The organism is Polynucleobacter sphagniphilus (assembly GCF_001953355.1).
Lineage (GTDB): Bacteria > Pseudomonadota > Gammaproteobacteria > Burkholderiales > Burkholderiaceae > Polynucleobacter > Polynucleobacter sphagniphilus.
Genome location: NZ_MPIY01000003.1, coordinates 419,223 through 441,629, shown reverse-complemented (window position 1 = coordinate 441,629; position 22,407 = coordinate 419,223). Strand labels below are relative to the sequence as shown.

Annotated in this window: 19 protein-coding genes; 10 read left to right on the top strand and 9 right to left on the bottom strand. The window is 47.8% G+C overall.

Going from position 1 to position 22,407, the window contains the following annotated elements; all coding sequences use genetic code 11:
* Positions 1-10 precede the first annotated feature (10 nt).
* Positions 11-2,377 (bottom strand): UvrD-helicase domain-containing protein, encoded by a 2,367-nt coding sequence (locus BOQ04_RS05840; RefSeq protein ID WP_076023803.1) that lies wholly within the window; start codon positions 2,375-2,377, stop codon positions 11-13.
* A gap of 24 nt (positions 2,378-2,401) precedes the next feature.
* Between BOQ04_RS05840 and BOQ04_RS05835 the strand changes: the two genes are divergently transcribed.
* Complete coding sequence (locus tag BOQ04_RS05835) at positions 2,402-5,293, top strand: valine--tRNA ligase (protein WP_076023802.1); 2,892 nt, start codon at positions 2,402-2,404, stop codon at positions 5,291-5,293.
* 21 nt (positions 5,294-5,314) lie between these two features.
* Complete coding sequence (gene galU, locus BOQ04_RS05830; RefSeq protein ID WP_076023801.1) at positions 5,315-6,199, top strand: UTP--glucose-1-phosphate uridylyltransferase GalU; 885 nt, start codon at positions 5,315-5,317, stop codon at positions 6,197-6,199.
* A 21-nt stretch (positions 6,200-6,220) separates the two neighbouring features.
* Here galU and BOQ04_RS05825 read toward each other — a convergent pair whose 3' ends face one another.
* The gene (locus BOQ04_RS05825) at positions 6,221-6,448 is read right to left on the bottom strand and encodes a sulfurtransferase TusA family protein (protein ID WP_076023866.1); all 228 of its coding nucleotides are present in this window, start codon (positions 6,446-6,448) and stop codon (positions 6,221-6,223) included.
* 8 nt (positions 6,449-6,456) lie between these two features.
* The gene (alaS, locus tag BOQ04_RS05820) at positions 6,457-9,081 is read right to left on the bottom strand and encodes an alanine--tRNA ligase (RefSeq protein ID WP_076023800.1); all 2,625 of its coding nucleotides are present in this window, start codon (positions 9,079-9,081) and stop codon (positions 6,457-6,459) included.
* Positions 9,082-9,097: 16 nt separating this feature from the next.
* Between alaS and BOQ04_RS05815 the strand changes: the two genes are divergently transcribed.
* From BOQ04_RS05815 to BOQ04_RS05805, 3 genes are read left to right on the top strand one after another with little or no spacing between them, the layout of a single operon-like run.
* Positions 9,098-9,640 carry a tripartite tricarboxylate transporter TctB family protein gene (locus tag BOQ04_RS05815; protein WP_233126660.1) on the top strand — a complete coding sequence of 181 codons (543 nt, stop codon included), beginning with the start codon at positions 9,098-9,100 and terminating at the stop codon, positions 9,638-9,640.
* A gap of 24 nt (positions 9,641-9,664) precedes the next feature.
* Positions 9,665-11,167, top strand: coding sequence for a tripartite tricarboxylate transporter permease (locus tag BOQ04_RS05810; protein ID WP_076023799.1), 1,503 nt, complete (start codon positions 9,665-9,667; stop codon positions 11,165-11,167).
* A 59-nt stretch (positions 11,168-11,226) separates the two neighbouring features.
* Complete coding sequence (locus BOQ04_RS05805) at positions 11,227-12,999, top strand: glutamine--tRNA ligase/YqeY domain fusion protein (protein WP_076023798.1); 1,773 nt, start codon at positions 11,227-11,229, stop codon at positions 12,997-12,999.
* Here the strand turns inward: BOQ04_RS05805 and BOQ04_RS05800 are convergent.
* On the bottom strand, positions 12,962-13,876 hold the full coding sequence (locus BOQ04_RS05800; protein ID WP_198929287.1) for an SDR family oxidoreductase: 915 nt from the start codon (positions 13,874-13,876) through the stop codon (positions 12,962-12,964). The two genes, BOQ04_RS05805 and BOQ04_RS05800, sit on opposite strands and share 38 nt — an antisense overlap.
* 27 nt (positions 13,877-13,903) lie before the next feature.
* On the opposite strand from BOQ04_RS05800, the gene BOQ04_RS05795 reads away from it, so the two are divergent.
* The gene (locus BOQ04_RS05795) at positions 13,904-14,941 is read left to right on the top strand and encodes a CDP-6-deoxy-delta-3,4-glucoseen reductase (RefSeq protein ID WP_076023796.1); all 1,038 of its coding nucleotides are present in this window, start codon (positions 13,904-13,906) and stop codon (positions 14,939-14,941) included.
* 79 nt (positions 14,942-15,020) lie between these two features.
* Positions 15,021-16,214: an acetylornithine transaminase gene (locus tag BOQ04_RS05790; RefSeq protein ID WP_076023795.1), complete on the top strand. Its 1,194-nt coding sequence runs from the start codon at positions 15,021-15,023 to the stop codon at positions 16,212-16,214.
* Here the strand turns inward: BOQ04_RS05790 and ispH are convergent.
* Positions 16,211-17,152 carry a 4-hydroxy-3-methylbut-2-enyl diphosphate reductase gene (gene ispH, locus BOQ04_RS05785; protein ID WP_076023794.1) on the bottom strand — a complete coding sequence of 314 codons (942 nt, stop codon included), beginning with the start codon at positions 17,150-17,152 and terminating at the stop codon, positions 16,211-16,213. The two genes, BOQ04_RS05790 and ispH, sit on opposite strands and share 4 nt — an antisense overlap.
* A gap of 18 nt (positions 17,153-17,170) precedes the next feature.
* Positions 17,171-17,617: an FKBP-type peptidyl-prolyl cis-trans isomerase gene (locus BOQ04_RS05780; RefSeq protein ID WP_076023793.1), complete on the bottom strand. Its 447-nt coding sequence runs from the start codon at positions 17,615-17,617 to the stop codon at positions 17,171-17,173.
* A gap of 42 nt (positions 17,618-17,659) precedes the next feature.
* Between BOQ04_RS05780 and radC the strand changes: the two genes are divergently transcribed.
* From radC to rpmG, 3 genes are all read left to right on the top strand, one after another.
* Positions 17,660-18,328 carry a RadC family protein gene (radC, locus tag BOQ04_RS05775; RefSeq protein WP_076023864.1) on the top strand — a complete coding sequence of 223 codons (669 nt, stop codon included), beginning with the start codon at positions 17,660-17,662 and terminating at the stop codon, positions 18,326-18,328.
* Positions 18,329-18,485: 157 nt separating this feature from the next.
* A complete protein-coding gene (gene rpmB / locus BOQ04_RS05770; protein WP_076023792.1) occupies positions 18,486-18,719 on the top strand; it encodes a 50S ribosomal protein L28 in 234 nt (77 codons plus the stop codon).
* Positions 18,720-18,730: 11 nt separating this feature from the next.
* Entirely contained in the window at positions 18,731-18,898 is a 168-nt protein-coding gene (gene rpmG / locus BOQ04_RS05765) for a 50S ribosomal protein L33 (RefSeq protein WP_015421876.1), read from the top strand.
* An 89-nt stretch (positions 18,899-18,987) separates the two neighbouring features.
* On the opposite strand, the gene BOQ04_RS05760 is transcribed toward rpmG, so the two are convergent.
* The 3 genes from BOQ04_RS05760 to purN are packed head-to-tail and all read right to left on the bottom strand — an operon-like array spanning position 18,988 to position 22,381.
* Entirely contained in the window at positions 18,988-20,187 is a 1,200-nt protein-coding gene (locus tag BOQ04_RS05760) for a DesA family fatty acid desaturase (RefSeq protein ID WP_076023791.1), read from the bottom strand.
* A gap of 53 nt (positions 20,188-20,240) precedes the next feature.
* Positions 20,241-21,755, bottom strand: coding sequence for an RsmB/NOP family class I SAM-dependent RNA methyltransferase (locus BOQ04_RS05755; RefSeq protein WP_076023790.1), 1,515 nt, complete (start codon positions 21,753-21,755; stop codon positions 20,241-20,243).
* Complete coding sequence (purN, locus tag BOQ04_RS05750; protein ID WP_076023789.1) at positions 21,752-22,381, bottom strand: phosphoribosylglycinamide formyltransferase; 630 nt, start codon at positions 22,379-22,381, stop codon at positions 21,752-21,754. The genes BOQ04_RS05755 and purN overlap by 4 nt, the downstream gene beginning before the upstream one ends.
* Positions 22,382-22,407: the final 26 nt, after the last annotated feature.

Sequence of the window (22,407 nt, the reverse complement as noted above, 5' to 3'; positions counted from 1 at the left end):
ACGATACAAATCAATCAATTGCGGCAAGTTTTGCAATGCTCAATTGCAGCCACTTCACTCCATGCCGCTTGAAATTCACTTGCGCACGCGCATCTGCGTCATTACCCTCTAAGCCAGTAACCCGTCCTTCACCAAACTTAGTGTGAAATACGTTTTGACCAATTTTGAATGGATAGTTTCCACGAGGTGGCGCAGCCATTCTGGTAACCGCAGTAGATGCTGAGCCTACTCGTTTAGGCGGCAATTGTCGGGCACTACCAGAGTCAAAGAAATCATTGGATTCATATTCGCGCTGACGGGTGTAGCCATCCTGCCAAGTGGAGCCCGAGCTTCTACTAGCTCCACCCCAACGCGCATCTTTAGCTTTGGGTGTAAGCCACTTTAAGGAGTCTGATGGCAACTCTTCCAAAAAGCGTGAAGGCATGTTGTAGCGCACCTGACCATGGAGCATGCGTGATTGAGTATGCGACAAATACAAGCGCTCTTTGGCCCGGGTAATCGCTACATACATCAAGCGTCTTTCTTCTTCCAGGCCATTTTGTTCGTTCACACTATTCTCATGAGGAAATAATCCCTCCTCCAGCCCAGTAATAAATACCGCCGTGAACTCAAGACCTTTCGCGGAGTGGACTGTCATTAACTGCACAGCATCTTGGCCAGCCTGCGCTTGATTATCACCAGCCTCTAATGAAGCATGGGATAAGAAAGCGGCCAGTGGAGACACCTCCACTACTCCAGGTGCATTCTCACCAGGCAGCATGGCAGCAGGAGCATCCTGCCCAAATCCCTCTTCAGCAATGAAAGCGGTGGCAGCATTAATTAATTCTTGCAAGTTCTCTACGCGATCCTGACCTTCTCGCTCGCCAAGGTAATGCTGAATTAATCCGCTATGTTGAATCACAAACTCTACTGTTTCTGGCAAGGTGTTATGGCGTGTAGCCTCACGCATATGATCAACCAAGCGCACAAAGCCACTGAGTGATGCACCTGCTTTTCCAGTCAAAGTGGTAGCTGCTAAATACAAAGAGCATTGCTGGGCTCTGGCCTCATCTTGCAAGGCCTCAATGGACCTCGCACCAATGCCACGGGTTGGGAAATTCACCACCCGAGAAAATGAGGTGTCGTCGTTGGGATTTTCAAGCAAACGCAAATAAGCTAAAGCATGTTTAATCTCGGCACGCTCAAAGAAGCGCAGGCCACCATATACGCGGTAAGGAATCGCCGCAGAGAATAAGGCATGCTCAATAATGCGTGACTGGGCATTGCTACGGTAGAGCAAAGCAATTTCAGTTCGCTTTATACCGCTATTGACTAGAGCCTTGATTTCATCAACAAGCCAAGCGGCTTCGGCATGATCGCTCGGCGCATCGTAAACACGTACTAGCTCTCCATGCCCCGCATCAGTTCGCAAATTCTTTCCAAGACGCTCTGAATTATTCGCAATAATGTGATTGGCAGCATCGAGAATGTGGCCATGCGAGCGATAGTTTTGCTCTAGCTTCACCATCAGAGGATGAAACTGCTTTTCATAAAGACGCATGTTTTCCACATCAGCCCCACGGAAAGCATAAATACTTTGATCGTCATCACCAACAGCAAACACCGCACTACTTCCTGCGCCGCTGACATTCACGGGAATTTGCGAATGGCCAGAGAGTAATTTCAACCAGGCGTATTGCAAGGCATTCGTATCTTGAAACTCATCGATCAAAATATGGCGAAAGCGCTCTTGATAATGCGTTCTAATTGCTTCGTTATGCTTTAAGAGTTCGTAGCTACGTAATAAGAGCTCGGCAAAATCAACCACCCCCTCACGCTGACACTGCTCATCGTAGGCTTCGTAGAGTTGGGCCATCTTGGCCTGGAAATCATCACCCACTGATAAGTCCCGAGCCCGCTGGCCGCGTTCTTTTGCATGCCCTATAAAGTATTGCAATTGCTTGGCTGGATATTTCTCATCATCGACCTTCAAGCCTTTTAAAAGCCGTTTGATAGCAGAAAGCTGATCCTGGGTATCCAAAATCTGGAAAGTGGATGGCAAACCGGCCTCTTTATGGTGCGCGCGCAATAAGCGGTTACAAAGACCGTGGAAGGTGCCGATCCACATACCGCGGGTATTAATGGGCAACATGGCTCCCAAACGCACCAACATCTCTTTTGCAGCCTTATTGGTAAAGGTAACCGCCATGACGCCTATAGGGGATACCTGGCCGGTTTGGATCAGCCAAGCTATACGGGTAGTGAGCACGCGGGTCTTGCCGCTCCCCGCACCAGCCAAAATCAAGCCTGACTGGGCTTGACCGTGTTCATTGAGGGGCGGGAGGGTCACTGCCTCGCGCTGTTCTGGATTGAGGTTCGCGAGCAAATCTGAGTACATCGTCCCAATTATAATTTGCCTCTTATGCCAAATGCTTCGAATACCCCCAATTCTCCTGTGAACAGCTCAGTTGATGAGCTCGCCAAATCCTATGAACCCGCCCCCATTGAGGCTTATTGGGGCCCTGAATGGGAACGCCGGGGGATTGCAGATGCCACGCTAGCGGAAAACAAGGGTGATTTCAGTGTTCAGCTGCCACCCCCCAATGTGACTGGCACCTTGCATATGGGTCATGCCTTTAACCAAACCATCATGGATGGCTTGGTTCGCCACGCCCGCATGTCCGGCAAAAATACCCTCTGGGTACCCGGCACAGACCATGCTGGCATTGCGACCCAAATCGTGGTCGAACGCCAACTCGATGCCCAACAGATTTCTCGGCACGACTTAGGGCGTGAGAAGTTTTTAGAAAAAGTATGGGAGTGGAAAGAAACCTCCGGCTCGACCATCACCAGACAAATCCGCCGCCTTGGTGCTTCAATTGATTGGGGCAAAGAATATTTCACGATGGACAGCAAGATGTCCAAAGCAGTGGTTGAGGTTTTTGTTCGACTACATGAACAAGGTTTGATCTATCGCGGTAAGCGCTTAGTCAATTGGGATCCTGTTTTAGGTACTGCTGTATCTGACCTGGAAGTCGTCAGCGAAGAAGAAGATGGCTCGATGTGGCACATTCGCTACCCTCTCGCTGATGGATCCGGCTATCTCACCGTGGCAACTACTCGACCTGAAACGCTCTTAGGTGACGTGGCAGTGATGGTGAACCCCGAAGATGAACGCTATCGGCATCTCATTGGCCAGTTCGTTCTCTTGCCGCTATGCAATCGTCAGATTCCGATTATTGCTGATGATTATGTTGACTTGAACTTTGGCACCGGTGTAGTGAAGGTCACACCTGCCCATGACTTTAATGACTATGCCGTGGGTCAACGTCATCAGTTGCCGCTTATTAATATTTTGACTCTAGATGCCAAGATAAATGAGAATGCCCCTGCCGCTTACCAAGGCATGGAACGCTTTGCAGCACGAAAACAAGTGGTAGCAGATTTAGATTCTGCTGGTCTACTAGAAAAAGCACAGCCCCACAAATTGATGGTACCGCGCGGTGATCGTACGCAAACCATTATTGAACCCATGCTCACTGACCAATGGTTCGTAGCAGTTTCAAAACCAAGCCCTGACAATCAGTATCAGCCCGGCTCATCGATTGCAGGCGCCGCTCTTGATGCCGTCACCAAAGGTGATATCAAGCTCGTTCCGGAGAATTGGATCAGCACCTACACTCAATGGTTAGAGAATATTCAAGATTGGTGTATTTCTCGTCAACTCTGGTGGGGTCATCAGATCCCAGCTTGGTATGGAGAAGAGGGTCAAATCTTTGTAGCGCGCTCTGAAGAAGAAGCTCAAGCAAAGGCTATTGCAGCTGGATATACAGGCAAACTCAATCGTGACCCCGATGTATTGGATACCTGGTTTAGCTCGGCCTTAGTACCATTTAGCTCACTTGGTTGGCCCGAAGAAACCCCTGCGCTCAATCACTTCCTGCCGTCGTCGGTATTGGTAACTGGTTTTGACATTATCTTCTTCTGGGTAGCACGCATGGTCATGATGACCTGCCACTTCACTGGCAAGGTGCCCTTTCATACGGTCTATGTTCATGGCTTGGTACGTGACGCCGAAGGCCAGAAGATGAGCAAGTCCAAAGGCAATACCTTAGACCCAATTGATCTGATTGACGGCATCAAATTAGAAGAGCTGGTTGGCAAGCGCACCACTGGCCTCATGAATCCAAAGCAAGCAGAAAGTATTAGTAAGAAAACCAAAAAAGAATTTCCTGATGGCATTCCTGCATTTGGGACAGATGCCTTGCGCTTTACTTTTGCATCACTGGCTTCCTTGGGTCGCAATATTAATTTCGACCAAAAGCGCTGCGAAGGCTATCGTAACTTCTGCAATAAATTGTGGAATGCTACCCGCTTTGTTCTGATGAATTGCCCAGGCAATGATGAAGAAAATGGTTTTACTCCCTGCGACAATCAATGTGGTCCAGAAGGTTATTTAGACTTTTCGCCAGCAGACAGATGGATTGTTTCCTTGCTACAAAGAACTGAAGCAGATGTAGATAGGGGATTTAAAAACTATCGCTTTGATAACATCGCCAACAGTATTTACCAGTTTGTCTGGGATGAATATTGTGACTGGTATCTCGAGCTTGCCAAAGTGCAATTGCAAACTGGTACTCCAGCACAACAAAGAGCCACCCGCCGTACGCTCTTGCGAGTGTTGGAAACGATTTTGCGTATGGCTCATCCACTCATTCCATTCATTACTGAGACCTTGTGGCAAACGGTAGGCCCCAAGAGCGGTAAAGAGTTAGCCAAACAAGATAAGCAGACCATTGCACTTCAGGCTTATCCAGTTGCTCAGCTTGAAAAAATTGATGAGCAAAGCGAAGCGTGGGTAGCGCAGATCAAAGCCATCGTTGATGCCTGCAGAAATCTCCGTGGTGAGATGCAAGTCTCTCCAGCACTACGTGTACCACTTTGGATTAGCGGACCAGAAAACTTTTTAAAGCAAGCCAGCCCTTATCTTGTTGCACTGGCCAAGCTATCTGAAGTCAAGATCTACCTTATTGAGTCCGCGCTTGAACAAGATGCTCCAGGTGCTCCAATGGCTTTCGTTGGGAATATCAAACTACTGCTAAAAATTGAAGTGGATGTTGCGGCCGAGCGTATTCGTCTGAGTAAAGAAATCGAGCGTCTAGCTAATGAAATCAATAAAGCGCGCAACAAACTAGGGAATGAAAGCTTTGTAGCAAGAGCTCCAGAAGAAGTTGTGGCCCAAGAAAAGCAACGTTTAGCTGGCTTTGAACAAAATCATGAGAAGCTTGTAGCACAATTAGAGCGTCTCAAATAAAAAATATTGATCGGATTGAAGATGGCTACTACTACCAAAGCAGTTACTAAAGCGGTTTTCCCAGTAGCGGGATTAGGTACTCGATTTTTACCTGCTACTAAAGCTAGCCCTAAGGAGATGCTCAATGTAGTGGATAAGCCATTGATTCAATATGCTGTAGAAGAAGCTATTGCAGCCGGTATTACTCAAATGATTTTTGTTACCGGCCGAAGTAAACGCGCGATTGAGGATCACTTTGATAAAGCTTATGAGCTTGAAGCAGAACTTGAAGCTAAAAACAAACATGCCCTTCTAGAGATTCTGCGTAGCGTCAAACCAAGTCATGTGGATTGTGTATACGTTCGCCAGCCCGAGGCTCTTGGCTTGGGTCATGCAGTCTTGTGCGCAGAAAAACTAGTTCGTGATGAGCCATTCGCCATTATTTTGGCTGATGACTTATTGGATGGTCAGCCGCCCGTCCTCAAACAAATGCTCGACGTTCACGAGAGAGAGCAGGGCTCTGTATTGGCTGTTGAAAAAATTGACCCTGCAAGAAGTAGCTCATACGGAATTATTTCCGGTGCCGAGGTTTCTAAAGGCATTTACCGCTTAGATGGAATTGTAGAAAAGCCCCAGCCTCAAGATGCGCCATCTGATTTGGCGGTAGTTGGCCGATATGTTCTCTCATCAAACATCTTCGATCATATTCGTAATTTAAAGCCTGGTGCCGGTGGTGAAATTCAACTCACCGACGCAATCGCCTCTCTCCTCAAAGAAGAGCCTGTATTTGGCTATGAGTATGAAGGAGTGCGCTACGATTGCGGCAGTAAGTTAGGTTACCTCAAAGCCTCAGTGGAATTTGCTTTGCGCCATCCTGAGGTCGGAGCTGGTTTCGCCCAGTACCTCAAGGATCGCCATTTAGGCTAATCCCATTGTTTGGTTTGCAGCTTACCTTCTCTTTAAAAAGAAGATAAGCACATTCCCCTCTTGAGTAGTAGCTAGTAACTCATTACCGGTTTGCTTTGCAAAAGCAGGAAAGTCATGAGCAGCACCAGCATCCGTTGCCTTGACCTTTAATACCTCCCCTGTTTGCATGGTTGCCAGGGCCTTCTTAGTGCGCAAAATTGGTAGTGGGCAATTCATGCCAATGGCATCTACCTCTGCATTAAATATAATCGGCTCGCTCATTTACTGGCAACCCAAGCTTGCACACCAGCCAAGGCTGCTGCTAATGCTGCTGGATTATTACCTCCAGCCATCGCCATTTCAGGCTTGCCGCCGCCCTTACCACCAACTTGCAGCGCTACGAAATTGACCAAGTCGCCGGCCTTCACTTTAGCAATGGAATCAGCAGTAACACCGGCGATCAGACTTACCTTATCACCTTGGACAGATGCCAGCACAATCGCGGCAGTTTTCAACTTCGCCTTGAGAGCATCCATGGTTTCACGTAGAACCTGAGCATCAGCTCCATCTAAGCGAGCAGCCAAGACCTTCATGCCATTGACATCTACCGCCTGGGTGGCTAATTCATCACCTTGACTGGCCGCTAGTTTTGAATTCACCTTCTCGAGCTCGCGCTCAGCTTGGCGCAAGCTCTCTTGTAACTGCGTCACGCGATTAACCAAATCAGCGGGATGTGTTTTTAAAACACTCGCAGCGTCATTGATTTTGTCTTCCAAATCTTGCAAGAAGCGCAAGGCAGTATTACCAGTAACCGCCTCAATCCGGCGAATACCGGCAGCAACACCACTTTCAGAAACAATCTTCAAGCTACCAATATCGCCCGTACGAGCGACGTGCGTACCACCGCATAATTCTTTAGAGCTGCCGATCTCCAGTACACGCACTTCATCGCCGTACTTTTCGCCAAACAACATCATCGCGCCCGTTTTTTGCGCATCCTCTAAAGACATAACTTTGCCTGAGGTGGCAGTATTCGCTAACACTTCACGGTTAACAATATCTTCCACTTGACGAATTTGCGCAGCGCTAATCGGAGCATTGTGTGTAAAGTCAAAACGGGTTTTGCTAGCATCAACCAAAGAACCTTTTTGCTGCACATGATCACCCAATACTTCACGCAAGGCTTTATGCAAAATATGCGTAGCGCTGTGATTGCGCATCGTCTCTGTTCTCTGCTCAGCATCTACCAGAGCATTTAAAGAGTCACCCACTTGAAGATTACCTTCGATAAGCTCACCTTGATGACCAAACACATCTGCTTGAATCTTAAAAGTATCATCGACTGCAAAACGCATGGATTCATTACGTAACTCGCCGCGGTCACCTACTTGACCACCAGATTCAGCGTAGAAAGGGGTGTGATCCAAAACCACTACGGCTGCATCCCCCGCTTTGATAGATTGAACGGATGAACCATCTAAATACAGGGCAGTAACCTTTGCACCATCATGTTTAAGAGTGTCATACCCATGAAATTGGGTAGGCTTGCCAGAGTATTCGAGACCCTGTGCAACCTTGAACTTACCTGCCGCCCTAGCTTGATCGCGCTGCTTCTGCATTGCCACTTCAAAGCCAGCAGCATCCACAGCAACACCACGCTCACGGCAAACGTCAGCCGTTAAATCTAATGGGAAACCAAAGGTGTCATGCAAACGGAAGGCCGTTTCACCATCAACGGTAGTTGAGCCATTAGATAAAGCGCCCTCCAAAATTTCCATCCCATTGGCAATCGTTTGGAAGAAACGCTCTTCTTCTTGCTTGATGACTTCGCCCACCTTGTCTTGCGCCGCACGCAATTCGGGGTATGCATCACCCATTTCTTTCACTAAAGCCGGTACCAACTGATAGAAGAATGGTTTACGCGCACCTAATTTATAGCCATGGCGAATAGCGCGACGAGTAATACGCCGCAATACGTAGCCACGGCCCGCATTACCAGGAATAACGCCATCAACTACGATAAAACTACAGGCCCGAATATGATCTGCAATCACCTTTAATGACGGGCTCGCTGGATCGCAGTTCTCACCGCCAGCAGCATCCACCACATCTTTGGCTGCTTTTAATAAATTCACGAAAAGATCAATTTCATAATTGGAATGTACGTGCTGCAAGACTGCTGCAATGCGCTCTAAACCCATACCCGTATCTACACTTGGCTTCGGTAATGGATGCATGTTGCCGGCTTCATCACGATTAAATTGCATGAAGACGTTATTCCAGATCTCAATGAAGCGATCACCATCCTCATCAGGACTGCCAGGAGGGCCGCCAGGAATATGCTCACCATGATCATAAAAAATCTCGGTGCAAGGACCGCATGGGCCGGTATCACCCATCATCCAAAAGTTATCAGACGCATAACGCGCGCCTTTGTTATCCCCAATACGAATGATGCGATTGGCAGGAACCCCAATTTGGTCTTTCCAAATCGCGTAGGCCTCATCATCTTCAGCATACACAGTGACCAACAATTTATCCTTGGGCAACTCAAAGACCTGGGTCAATAAATCCCATGCAAATTGAATCGCATCTTTCTTAAAGTAATCTCCAAATGAGAAATTACCCAGCATCTCAAAAAAGGTATGGTGACGCGCGGTATAACCAACGTTATCTAAATCGTTATGTTTACCGCCAGCACGAATACACTTTTGTGCAGTAGTGGCACGGGTGTAAGGACGCTTATCAAAGCCTAAAAAGACGTCCTTAAATTGATTCATGCCTGCGTTGGTAAATAGCAAGGTTGGGTCATCCCCAGGAACAACTGGGCTAGATGGAACAATTTGGTGGCCTTTTGCGGCGAAGAAATCCAGGTATGCCTGGCGAATTTGAGAGACTTTCATAGGAATAATTATCGCATTGGCACCCATCAAGGGCAAACGCACCAAAACCCACTGGCATGCTGTCTTACAATCCCTCATCACGGCTACAAAGGAGTATTTAGTGGAAATCCGCAATCAGAAGGACTTTGGGGCTGGCCTAATGTACGTGGTCACCGGCCTCTTTTTTACCTTTATTGCCGCCCGACAGTCTATGTATAGCGCACCCAAAATGGGTCCTTGGTATTTTCCATTTTGGCTGGGTCTGCTCTTAACCGCCCTTGGGCTAGTGGTTTTAGTGAAGTCCCTTCAAGCCAAAACAGCACTTGAAAAAATTCCGCCTTTTGATTGGAAAATCATCGGTCTCATTACGGGCTCCGTAGTCCTATATGGGGTATTGCTACCCATCTTCGGCTTTGGACTGGCCATTATGGTGTTGGTATTTACATCTTCAAAGGCAAGTCATGAATTCGGCTGGAAGGGAACCTTGATCAACGCGCTCGTGCTTGCATTGGGCTCCTACCTCATCTTCGTTTTTGGCCTCAAATTGCAATTCCCATTGTTGCCTTACTTTTTGCAGTAAAGCCCAAAAAGAGATATTAAAAAAATGGATTTATTTAGCAATCTAGCACTTGGTTTTGATACCGCCTTCACTCTCCAGAATATGTTTTACTGCTTTCTGGGATGCATATTGGGCACATTAATTGGTGTTCTGCCAGGACTGGGGCCGATTGCCACGATTGCAATGCTACTGCCAGCAACCTATGCGCTGCCCCCCACCGCGGCGCTCATTATGTTGGCTGGGATTTATTACGGCTCACAGTATGGTGGCTCCACTACTGCGATATTGCTCAATATTCCAGGGGAAACCTCCTCGGTTGTGACAGCGATTGATGGCTACCAAATGGCGCGTAATGGCCGTGCAGGGGTGGCCCTCTTTACGGCAGGGATGGGCTCATTCTTTGCAGGTTGTGTGGCAACCCTAGTATTGGCTGCTTTTGCAAAACCCTTATCTCAAATGGCATTTCAGTTTGGTTCTGCAGAATATTTTTCTCTCATGGTTCTCGGATTGATTGGGGCAGTCGTGTTAGCTTCTGGCTCCCTAATTAAAGCCATTGGGATGATTGTCCTTGGCCTCTTACTTGGCCTCATAGGCACTGATGTGAATTCAGGGGTTTCTCGTTACGCCTTTGATTTGCCAGAACTCAATGACGGGATTGGTTTTGTTGCGGTAGCCATGGGCGTCTTTGGTTTTGCCGAAATCATGACCAACCTTGAAAAGAAAGGGCAAGACGAGGGCTTTTTGAACAAGATGAGCACCATGATTCCCACCAAAACAGATGTCAAGCGCATGGTCCCTGCGATCTTGCGTGGCACCGTGATTGGGTCCATCTTGGGAATTTTGCCTGGTGGCGGGGCTGCTCTAGCGTCTTTTGGAGCCTACTCAGTTGAAAAAAAGACTTCTAAATATAGTCATGAGTTTGGCAAGGGGGCCATTGAAGGCGTCGCCGGCCCGGAGTCTGCCAATAACGCGGCCGCCCAAACTTCCTTTATTCCACTGCTGACGCTCGGTATCCCGCCAAACGCTGTGATGGCTTTGATGGTGGGCGCCATGACCATTCACGAAATTCAGCCAGGACCCATGGTAATGACCAGTAATCCGGCATTATTTTGGGGCTTAATTGCCTCCATGTGGATTGGCAACATGATGTTGATTGTTCTCAATCTCCCCTTAATTGGCGTCTGGGTCCAATTATTGAAAATCCCCTATCGCTATATGTACCCCGCGATTCTGGTTTTTTGCTGTATCGGCGTCTATACCGTCAACAACACCGTGTTTGATGTTTACATCACCGCGGCCTTTGGTATTGCAGGTTATCTCTTTACAAAATTAGGCTGCGAACCCGCGCCCCTCCTTTTAGGATTTATTTTGGGTCCGATGATGGAGGAGCATTTCCTACGCGCCCTCCTTTTGTCTCGCGGGGACTTAAGTACTTTTGTAACACGCCCACTCTCCCTGGGCTTGCTGATCGCGGCAGCCCTCCTGGTGGTTGCAGTTACCTTGCCGGCAGTCAAAAAAACCCGTGAAGAAGCCTTTGTAGAGGAATAAGGGTGCTTATACCCTTTGCGCCTTGATCTTGGGAGCGCACTTTTCTCTACAATGGGAATATGTCCCAAGATAGCAAGCCCTCCAAACCAGCCTCCCCTGCTCTTGCAGAGCCCTCTAATTTTTTACGCCAAATCATCGATCATGATTTGACTAGTGGCGCCTATCAGCATCGCAGCAATAGCGCTGGTCAAGCAATACCTTCAATCATTACGCGTTTTCCACCTGAGCCCAATGGCTATTTACATATTGGTCATGCGAAAAGTATTTGCCTGAACTTTGGCTTAGCCAAGGACTACAACACGCAAGCTGGTGGTGCGCGTTGCAATATGCGCCTGGATGATACCAACCCTGTTAAAGAGGATGTGGAGTACGCCGATAGCATTTTGGATGCGGTGAAATGGCTAGGCTTTGACTGGGGCACTCACCTTTATCACGCCAGTGATTACTTTGATCGATTGTATGAATTTGCAGAAATTTTGATTCAAAATGGCAAGGCCTACGTGGATAGCCAAAGCGCTGATGACATTCATGCGAATCGGGGTAACTTTGGTCAACCTGGTAAAAATAGTCCGTATCGTGAGCGTAGTCCAGCAGATAACCTGCAGCTCTTTCGTCAGATGCGTGATGGCAAATTCAAAGACGGCGAACATGTCCTGCGCTTAAAAATTGATATGGCGCATCCAAACATTGTGATGCGCGATCCAGTGGTGTACCGTATTCGCCATACCGATCACCATCGCACTGGCAGCAAGTGGTGCATCTACCCTTTATACGACTACACACATTGCATTTCTGATGCATTAGAAAATGTTTCTCATTCCATTTGCACTCTGGAGTTTGAGAACAACCGCCCTTTGTATGACTGGGTACTCAATGCACTCAAAGAAGTGGGGGTCTTTAAAGACCCCCTACCGCATCAGTATGAGTTTGCTCGCCTCAATCTCACCTACACCATCACCAGTAAGCGCAAGTTATTGCAATTGGTAGAAGAAAACCATGTTGAAGGTTGGGATGATCCACGTATGCCAACGATTGTGGGGATACGTCGTAGGGGTTATACGCCTGAGAGCATTCGCCTTTTCTGCGAACGCATTGGCGTTTCAAAAGCGGATAGCTGGATTGATATGAGTACGCTAGACCAGGCTTTACGCGATGACTTAGAAGCCAGAGCACCTCGTGCCACAGCTGTCTTAAAACCACTCAAGCTAGTCATCCAAAACTTGGATGCCAACGTAAGTGAGTCTTGCTCAGCACCACGCCACCCCCATCATCCAGAGTGGGGTCATCGTGAATTTAATTTCACGCGCGAGCTTTGGATCGAGGCAGATGACTTTATGAAAGAGCCCACTAAGGGCTTCTTCAGACTTTATCCACCCATTGGCGATCAGGCTGGTGGACGCGTTCGCTTGCGTCATGGATTTGTGATTGAATGCACTGGGTTTGAAGTAGATGCAGATGGCAATGTCATCCAGGTGAACGCAACTCATTTTCCAGATAGTAAAAGTGGGACGCCCGGATCCAATAATTACAAAGTAAAAGGGAACATTCACTGGGTTAGCGCAGCCGAGGCGATTCCAGCTGAAGTGCGTCTCTATGACCACTTATTTAGCGACCCCCACCCAGACAGTGGGGATAAAAACTTCCTAGAAGCAATCAATCCAAACTCCAAAGAAACCATTACCGCTTACTTAGAACCCTGTATGAAAGATGCCAAACCGGAAGAGCGTTTTCAGTTTGAACGTCATGGCTATTTTGTTGCCGATCGAATCGATTCACAAGCAGGCAAACCCGTCTTTAATCGGACTGTTGGCCTGAAGGATTCTTGGAAATAGTTTTTAAGAATGCAGCAACGCTCGGATAGCGCAGCGGTGTTTTTAATTCTGCTAAGCGTGTATTTGTTACACGCCGAGATTCACGCATAAAAGACCATAGCATGGGGCTAACTATTTTTTGCAACTGCTCAGCAGGCAAGCGTGGTGGTCGCTCTAATGCAAACGCATCGGCTACCTGATCAAAGTAATCACCCATCTTTGTTTGGCCGCCATCACAGGCGTTAATGACTCTTTGTGGTTTACCGTGATAAACCGCTGCGCACACTAAATTCGCCAGATCATCGCTATGTATATGATTGGAGTATGCATCTTCATGTGGAAGTAATGCTGGAGTTTTGGCATGCAAGCGCTCAAGCGGCAAACGATCGGCGGCATAAATACCCGGCACCCGCAAAATAGTTACCCCTACACCATGGGCTGGCCCCCATAAACGAAGTGTGCGCTCAGCATCCACTCTGCGCTTGGCTCGCTCGCTTTGCGGATTAACCGGGGTCACTTCACTTACCTGAGCCCCTTGGTGGTCACCGTATACCCCTGTGGTGCTGACATAAATGAGGCGGCGGACAGTATTTGACCCTTGGGCTAAAATTCGGAGGAGGTTGCGGGTTCGGTTGTCGCGGACACCAACACTTTGGGGAGGTGCCAAATGAATGATCGTTTGAGCTAAATCGCTTAACCGCCATAAACTTTCTGGCTGATCTAAATTTCCCAAAATAGGTAGGGCGCCCGACTGTATTAACTCGCTAAAGCGACTTTTCTGAGAAGTTAAGGCAAAAACACGATAGTGCTTCGATAGCTGTTTGGCAACGCGCAGACCAATGTCTCCGCAGCCAATAATCAGGATTCGGGGTTTACCAAACGATTTCATAAGTGACATCGTAACGATTTATTGAAAGGAATGAGAGTGTCGTATCAAGTCACGCTCAAAACGAGCGGTAAGCAATTTACAGTTGATTCAGAAGAAAGCATCCTTGAGGCGGCCCTAAGACAGGGCATTAACTTGCCTTATGGTTGCAAGAATGGTGCCTGCGGTTCATGCAAAGGTAAGGTATTAGAAGGTCAGCTCAGCCATGGTCAACATAGTGAAGGTGCGCTGAGCCGGGCTGAAGAAACTGCGGGATCGATTTTGTTTTGCTGCGCACACCCACAGTCTGACTTACTGATTGAGGCTCGTGAAGTCCAAGGAAGCGGTGATATTGCCATTCGGAAAATTCCATGCCGGGTCAACACCATCACCAAGCCCAGCGCCGATGTAGCCATCTTGAAATTGCAACTACCGGCGGCTGAACGCTTTCAGTTTTTAGCTGGTCAATATTTAGAATTTTTACTGAAAGATGGTCAACGTCGTGCCTATTCGATAGCCAATGCCCCAGAGCAAGAAGGGCCACTTGAGTTACATATTCGCCATTTGCCTGGCGGTCTTTTTACTGATTTTGTATTTGGGGTGAAAGATCCAGCCCTCAAAGAAAAAGATATTTTGCGCTTTGAAGGTCCTTTGGGTAGCTTCTTTTTAAGAGAAGATTCTAAAAAACCCATTATTTTTGTTGCTGCAGGCACAGGCTTTGCCCCCATTAAATCGATCATCGAGCAAATGCAGCTTAAGAAAATAGCGCGGCCCGTTTATCTCTATTGGGGCGGTCGTCGTCCAGGCGACCTTTACTTGCCTGAACTGTGCGCCTCATGGGAAAAAGAGATTGCCAACTTTAAATATATCCCCGTTATATCGGATGCCCAGCCAGAAGATCAGTGGCAAGGCCGCACTGGCTTTGTTCATCAAGCCGTCATGCAAGACCATCCAGATATGAAAGACTTTCAGGTTTACGCCTGTGGTGCCCCCATCATGGTCAATTCGGCGCGGACTGACTTTTCATCTCAATGTCATCTACCTGAGGAAGAATTCTTTGCAGATTCCTTTACCAGCGCTGCTGATCTAGCGAGCTGATGGCCAGGAGCCCCACCATTTTTGATTCAAAGCGCGATAATAGATTCCAATTTGCCACCCCAACCAATCACCTATCCAAATGAATAATCCTGCCCAGACTGTTGATGCGCATTCCGTCATGTTCATTACCCCTAGACCAGAAGTCATCATGGTGGAGGGTAAGGGCTCATGGCTAGTCGATAACAATGGCAAACGCTATTTAGATTTTTTGCAAGGATGGGCTGTCAACTGTTTGGGTCATGGCAACCCCGGCATGATTGAGGCGCTCAATGCGCAAGCAAAAAAACTCATCAACCCCAGTCCAGCTTTTTATAACGAGCCAATGATTGGCTTATCCAATCTATTGACGGCAAATAGCTGCTTTAACAAAGTATTTTTTGCAAACAGCGGTGCTGAAGCCAATGAGGGTGCCATTAAATTAGCCCGCAAATGGGGGCAACTCAATAAGCCAGGCGCCTTTGAAATCATTACCTTTGACCATAGCTTTCATGGACGCACATTAGCCACCATGAGCGCCTCTGGTAAACCAGGTTGGGATACCTTATATGCACCACAAGTGCCTGGATTTCCGAAAGCAGAGCTCAACGATTTAGATTCCGTTAAAAAACTGGTGACAGATAAAACCGTAGCGGTGATGCTTGAGCCCGTTCAAGGCGAAGGCGGCGTCATTCCTGCTGATGCCACTTTTATGAAAGACCTGCGCCAATTTACTAAAGAGAACAGCATTCTCCTCATAGTGGATGAAGTGCAAGCTGGCTGTGGCCGCACAGGTACTTTGTTTGCTTATCAGCACTATGGTATCGAGCCTGACATCATGACTTTGGGGAAAGGTATTGGTGGTGGCGTTCCTTTGGCCGCCTTGTTAGCTACCGATGCAGTGGCTTGTTTTGTACCGGGTGACCAAGGTGGCACCTATAACGGCAACCCACTCATGACTGCGGTTGGCATCAGCGTAATTGAACAGTTGCTGGCACCTGGCTTCTTGGATTCAGTTAAAGCAAAAGGCGAACTTCTGCGCTCAGAACTACTGGCACTTTCTCATGAATTTAATCTGGGCGGTGAACGTGGTGAGGGTTTATTGCGCGCCCTGATTTTAGGAAAAGATATCGGCGGAAAATTAGTGGAACTAGCGCGTGATCGCGCACCGGAGGGTCTTCTGATTAACTCTCCTAGACCCAATCTATTGCGCTTTATGCCAGCCCTCAATGTATCTGATGATGAAATCCGTCAGATGTGTGGCATCTTGCGCGAACTTTTGAAACTGACTACCTAATCAACTAAATTTTTAGGTAGTGAAAAGGTAACATCTTCAACCACCCCCGGCAGTGCTCGTACTTGCCGCGGACCAAATTCTTGGATCTTTGCAACGATTGACTGCGCCAAACTCTCTGGCGCTGATGCGCCAGCAGTCAAACCCACGCGCTTTTTACCTGCAAACCATTCGGCCTTGAGTTGCTCCGGTGCGTCCACCATGTAAGACGGTACACCTAACTTTTCAGATAGTTCACGCAAACGATTCGAGTTCGAGCTTGCCTTACTACCCACCACAATAACGACCTCAACTTGAGGCGCCATCAACTTAACGGCGTCTTGACGATTTTGAGTAGCGTAACAAATATCTTGCTTGCGAGGTTGAACAATCTTAGGGAACTTGCTCGTTAATGCATCAACAATTTCTTTGGTCTCATCAACGGAGAGCGTTGTTTGAGTTACAAAGGCAATCTTGGTATCACTTGGGAAAGTCAATTTCTCAACATCGCCGATTTTCTCAATCAAGAAGACGCCCTCTTTCACCTGCCCCATAGTGCCCTCAACCTCAGGGTGGCCAGCATGGCCAATCATCAATACGGTATAGCCTTCTTTGCACATCTTAACGACCTCAAGATGTACTTTGGTTACCAATGGACAAGTCGCGTCATACACCTGCAATCCACGTTGTTCGGCATCTTGTCGCACCTCTTTAGAAACGCCGTGCGCACTAAACACCACAATGCCACCCTTGGGTACTTCGTGCAATTCATCAACAAAGACCGCGCCTTTTTCACGGAGCTCATTGACCACGTATGCGTTATGCACAATTTCATGGCGCACATAGATTGGGGCACCAAAGCGATTGAGCGCTTCATTAACGATATTGATTGCGCGGTCTACGCCAGCACAAAAGCCGCGGGGCTGGGCCATCAAAATTTCAGGGCTATCTATCGGATTCATGGCTGCTTTAAATATGTTCTAGAGAATCGCAACAATTTGCGCTTCAAAGGTAACGGGGCGACCAGCCAAGGGGTGATTGAAATCAAACCAAGCACCCTCTTCGTTAATCGATTGCAATACACCAGCATATTGAGCACCACCCGGGGCATTGAACTCAATCACATCACCCGGATTAAATTCTGCGTCCTCATCCCGGCCTTCTTTAAGCGCCCCCAAAGAAACCCACTGCACCAACTCATCTTTACGTTCGCCAAAACTTTCTTCCGGCGGGAGTAAGGCACTTTTTTTCTCGCCCACCTCTAAACCCAACAACACTTTTTCAAAACAAGGCGCAAATTGTCCAGAACCCATCAAAACCGTCGCGGGACGGTCAATAAACGTATTGATGTAATCCTCCCCATTGGGCAAAGTCAGCCGATAGTTGAGGGTGAGATAGGAATTAGGCAGAACAATAAGCTTAGTCATAAGGTAATTGTATCTAGGCAGCTGACCAAGGAACACTCTCCGATCCCAGATTGGCCAAGAGAGGATCAGCCTAGAGAGAAATTACGCGCCCAAGGCGCTCAGTCATTAAATGATGCTGAGCTCTTAGCCATCTTCTTGCGGGTTGGAGTTAAAGGCAAAAGCGCCGTGGCCTTGGCCCAAGATCTTCTCCATCAATTTGGCAGCCTACCTCGCCTTTTGAGTGCTAGCCCTGACGAGCTAACGCGCATTCACGGCATGGGACTCTCAAAATGGTCACAAATCCAAGCCGCCTATGAACTAGTCAAGCGTAGCCTGGAGGAAGGGCTGGCATACGACTCGATCTTTTCTTCGCCAACCCATGTCAGGGAGTTTTTACAGGCAAAAATAGGCAAACTACCCCATGAAGTCTTTTTATGTCTTTATTTAGACTCCAGATATCGTCTGATTGAGTGCCAGGAGCTCTTTCGGGGGTCGATCACCCATACAGCTGTCTATCCACGAGAAATCCTCAAGGAGGCCCTCACCCGCAATGCCAGCGCCATCATCGTGGCCCATAATCACCCGAGTGGGAATCCGCTACCAAGCCAGGCTGATCAAGATTTAACCAACATCCTCACAAAAGCCCTGGAACTAGTCGATATTCCGCTACTTGATCACTGTATCGTGAGCGGGAGTGGTTTTTTCTCATTTTCAGACTCAGGCCTTATGTAGATTGACTTTTAAAGATAGTAATTACTAACTTTAATGGTAATTCAGAATGTCTAGATCCATTTATTACACCAATCGTTCAAACTAAAGCCAATTAGGGGTAGATCAAAACCCTCTATGCCTGATACAATCTTCTTTTTTCGCAATTATGGAGTCCGTCATGGCAAAAGTTTGCCAAGTCACTGGGAAGAAGCCGATGGTTGGCAACAATGTATCCCATGCAAATAACAAAACAAAGCGTCGCTTTTTGCCTAATCTGCAAAATCGTCGTTTCTGGGTAGAATCTGAAAACCGTTGGGTCAGCTTGCGCTTAACCAACGCTGGTTTGCGCGTGATCGACAAAAATGGCATCGATGCTGTTTTGTCTGATCTTCGTGCACGTGGCGAAATTTAAGGAGCGCACAAATGGCTAAAGGCGGCAGAGAAAAAATCAAGTTAGAGTCATCAGCAGGTACTGGTCACTTCTACACTACTTCAAAAAACAAGCGTACAAAGCCTGAGAAAATGGAGATCATGAAATTCGATCCAACCATTCGCAAGCACGTTGCTTACAAAGAAACCAAGCTGAAGTAATTTCTTTACTTCACAAATAAAAAACCCGCTAATACAGCGGGTTTTTTATTATCTGAACTTCGAGAGCGCAGACCCAACTCATCGTTGGCTTATGCATAACGTCGCAAACGCAAAGAGAACTCGCGCAAGCTCGATAAACCACTCTCCTCGGCACGCTGACACCAAGAATGGAGTTGGGCTAGCAATTGATCGCCAGTAGCATTAGAGCGGCCCCAGATGGCTTGTAAATCACGACGCATTTCAATCATTTTGCGCAACTGGGCATTGCTTGCAATTAACTCTTCCAGTTTGGATTTTTCTTCATCACTCAGGCGAGATTCATCTTTGCCCAACCATGTGCGCGCATCCTTCAGATGCGCAGCCAATACCTGCATATGCTGGACTTCATTACTAAAGAAGCTGCGTAGCGTCTTGCTATAACGCGCCATGATTTCATAACGATTGGCAATGATGGCTTCCAGTGTGCCCTGGTCCGCAGGGCGTAAGTTACTCAGAATAGGCTTGGGGGGAGTCTTCTTTACTGTCGCCAAACCAAGCGCACTCATCATCTGTATGTAAAGCCAACCAATATCAAACTCATACCACTTGTTAGAGAGCTTGGCGCTAGTAGCGTAGGTGTGATGGTTGTTGTGTAACTCCTCGCCACCGATCAAGATACCCCAAGGAAGGATGTTTCTGGATGCATCTTCGCAATCGTAATTACGATAACCCCAGAAATGTCCAATGCCGTTAATCACACCAGCTGCCGTAATTGGAATCCAAAGCATTTGCACTGCCCACACTGTCAAACCAATACCGCCAAATAAAAATACGTCGATGATTAACATCAAAGCAACGCCTTGCCATGAAAATTTAGAATAGAGATGATGTTCTATCCAGTCATTAGGGGTGCCGTGTCCGAACTTGTTTAAGGTCTCTTGATTGGCAGCCTCTTTTTTATAGAGCTCTGCACCACGTGACAAGACGGTATTGATTCCTAAAATTTGTGGGCTATGTGGATCATCGATGGTTTCGCACTTAGCGTGGTGTTTGCGATGAATCGCAGCCCACTCCTTGGTCACCATTCCGGTTGTAAGCCACAACCAGAAGCGGAAAAAATGCGACATGATGGGATGCAAATCTAAGGCGCGATGGGCTTGGCAACGGTGCAGAAAGATAGTCACAGCAGCAATAGTGATGTGCGTCACGAGCAAAGTGTAAACAACGATCTCCCACCAAGACCATTGAAGATAGCCATGCGCAAGCCAATTGAGAAATAGATCAAAACCAGAATAAGAAGCAGTATTCAAAAGGGAGTCCCTAAAGATATGGTAAGCCCCTATTTTAAAGCTTTCCCAGCTTTTTAGGCTTCTTCTTTTGGCGCTTTAACGACTATCTTTTTTTGGAAGACGGCTCCAAAAAATCCATCCGTCCCATGAATATGGGGCCACAACTGCCACCAAGGATTATCTGGACTGCATCCAATCGGCATCTGATTTGGGAACAGGGGTTTAAGCACTTCTGCAGCAGGCACCACTTCAAATTCAGGGTGTTTTGCTAAAAAGTCTTCTGCAATCCCTTGGTTTTCTTGCGGCAAGAGACTGCAAGTGGCATAAACCAAACGGCCGCCGGGTTTTAGCAAGCGACTTGCAGAAGCCAGAATATTGGCTTGTTTAACATTTAATTCGAGCACTCCCTCAGGAGTTTGACGCCACTTTAGATCAGGATTGCGGCGCAAGGTACCCATCCCGCTACATGGCGCATCCACTAAGACACGATCAATTTTTCCAGCCAAACGCTTAATCTTGGTGTCATTCTCACTATCGATCCAAACAGGATGGACATTGGATAAGCCGCTACGGGCCTGCCTAGGCTTTAGATTTGCCAAGCGACGCTCGGATGTATCTAAGGCATATAAACGGCCTGTAGAGCGCATCAGGGCTCCTATTGCTAAAGTCTTGCCACCAGCACCTGCGCAAAAATCAACCACCATCTCACCGCGCTTAGGCGCCAACAGGTAAGCCAACAGCTGGCTGCCTTCATCTTGAACCTCAAACATGCCGGCCTTAAAGCCAACCGTATTTTGTAGCGCAGGCTTGCCCATGATGCGCACGCCATCTGGCGCATAAGGCGTTGGGATCGCTTGATAACGACCGCCCAGGGCATTCATCTCAAGGAGCAATTGCTCGCGCGTAGTCTTCATCGTATTTGCGCGCAGATCCAATAGGGCTGGATGCATGAGTGATTTAGCCAAGGCTTCACGAGACTCTTCACCCGGATACTTTCCAAAAGCATCCCAAAGCCACTCCGGCAGATTATTGCGAACCAGGGGGTTTAAAGTCTCCGGGTCAATCTTAGAAACATGAACGAGCCACTCGTACTCTCCCGGCTTGAGCACGTGCGCCAGATCGGCAATCGCGCTTTCTGCACGATTCGATGTGCCTAGGCCACCTTCAGACAAGGCGGACATCAAACCCAATAGAGCTAAGCGTCTGGCCTGAGAGCCTTCACCACTCACTGCCAATTGTGAGAACTCATTTTTACGACGCAAGATAGCAAAAGCACTTTCTGCGATCAAGGCGCGATCACGGTTACCAAGTTGCGGCTCAGCCCGAAAGTAGCGACTGACGACTCGATCTGCAGGCTGCTCAAAACTGAGCATCTCTGGCAACAGGCGCTCTAAATGAATGGCATGCTGAGGCAATGCCTTGGCATTCGAAAAATTCTTTTGACCGACAGGCCCAATGAGATTGCCGCTCGCATTGCGTCGCTCAGGGTTACGCAAAGGATCTTTTGATTTAGTAGCGTAGTTTTTACTATCGCTGGATCTAGCCCTGGCTCTTGGGCTGGCATTTCTGGATGAACGTTCTTTACTCATAATTTAAAAAATTGCGACTCCGGGGGTTGTAACTTCACTTGATTACCTTCTATTCGCAATCGTCCATCGAGGAACCATTTTACGGCCCGTGGATAGATTTGATGCTCAGCAGCCAAAACACGAGCCCCCAAGGTCGCTGCATCGTCCCCGGGAAGCACTGGAACAGAGGCCTGGCAGATGATGGGACCCTCATCAACGCCTTCATTTACAAAGTGCACAGTAGCTCCGTGTGTTGTCACTTTAGCCTCCAAAGCACGCTCATGGGTATGCAATCCAGGAAAAGCAGGTAATAAAGCAGGATGAATATTGATCAAACGCCCTTCATAGTGGCGAATAAAGCCCGGAGTCAAAATACGCATAAATCCAGCTAAAACCACTAAATCAGCCCCTAAAGCATCAATTTGCTCGATGAGGGCGGCATCAAAAGACTCTCTAGAGGGATGCTCTTGATGCTCAATGGCAAAGGCTGGAATTCCATGAGAACGAGCAAAATCAAGCCCCAAAGCGCTAGATCGGTTGGAAATGACCCCCGAAAATTGAACGGGCCAAGCCTCTTTTTGGGCTGTTTTAACGATTGCCTCGAAGTTTGATCCGCGGCCTGAGATTAAGGTAACGATTGATTGCATGCCCACAATATAATTGAAGGCTACCC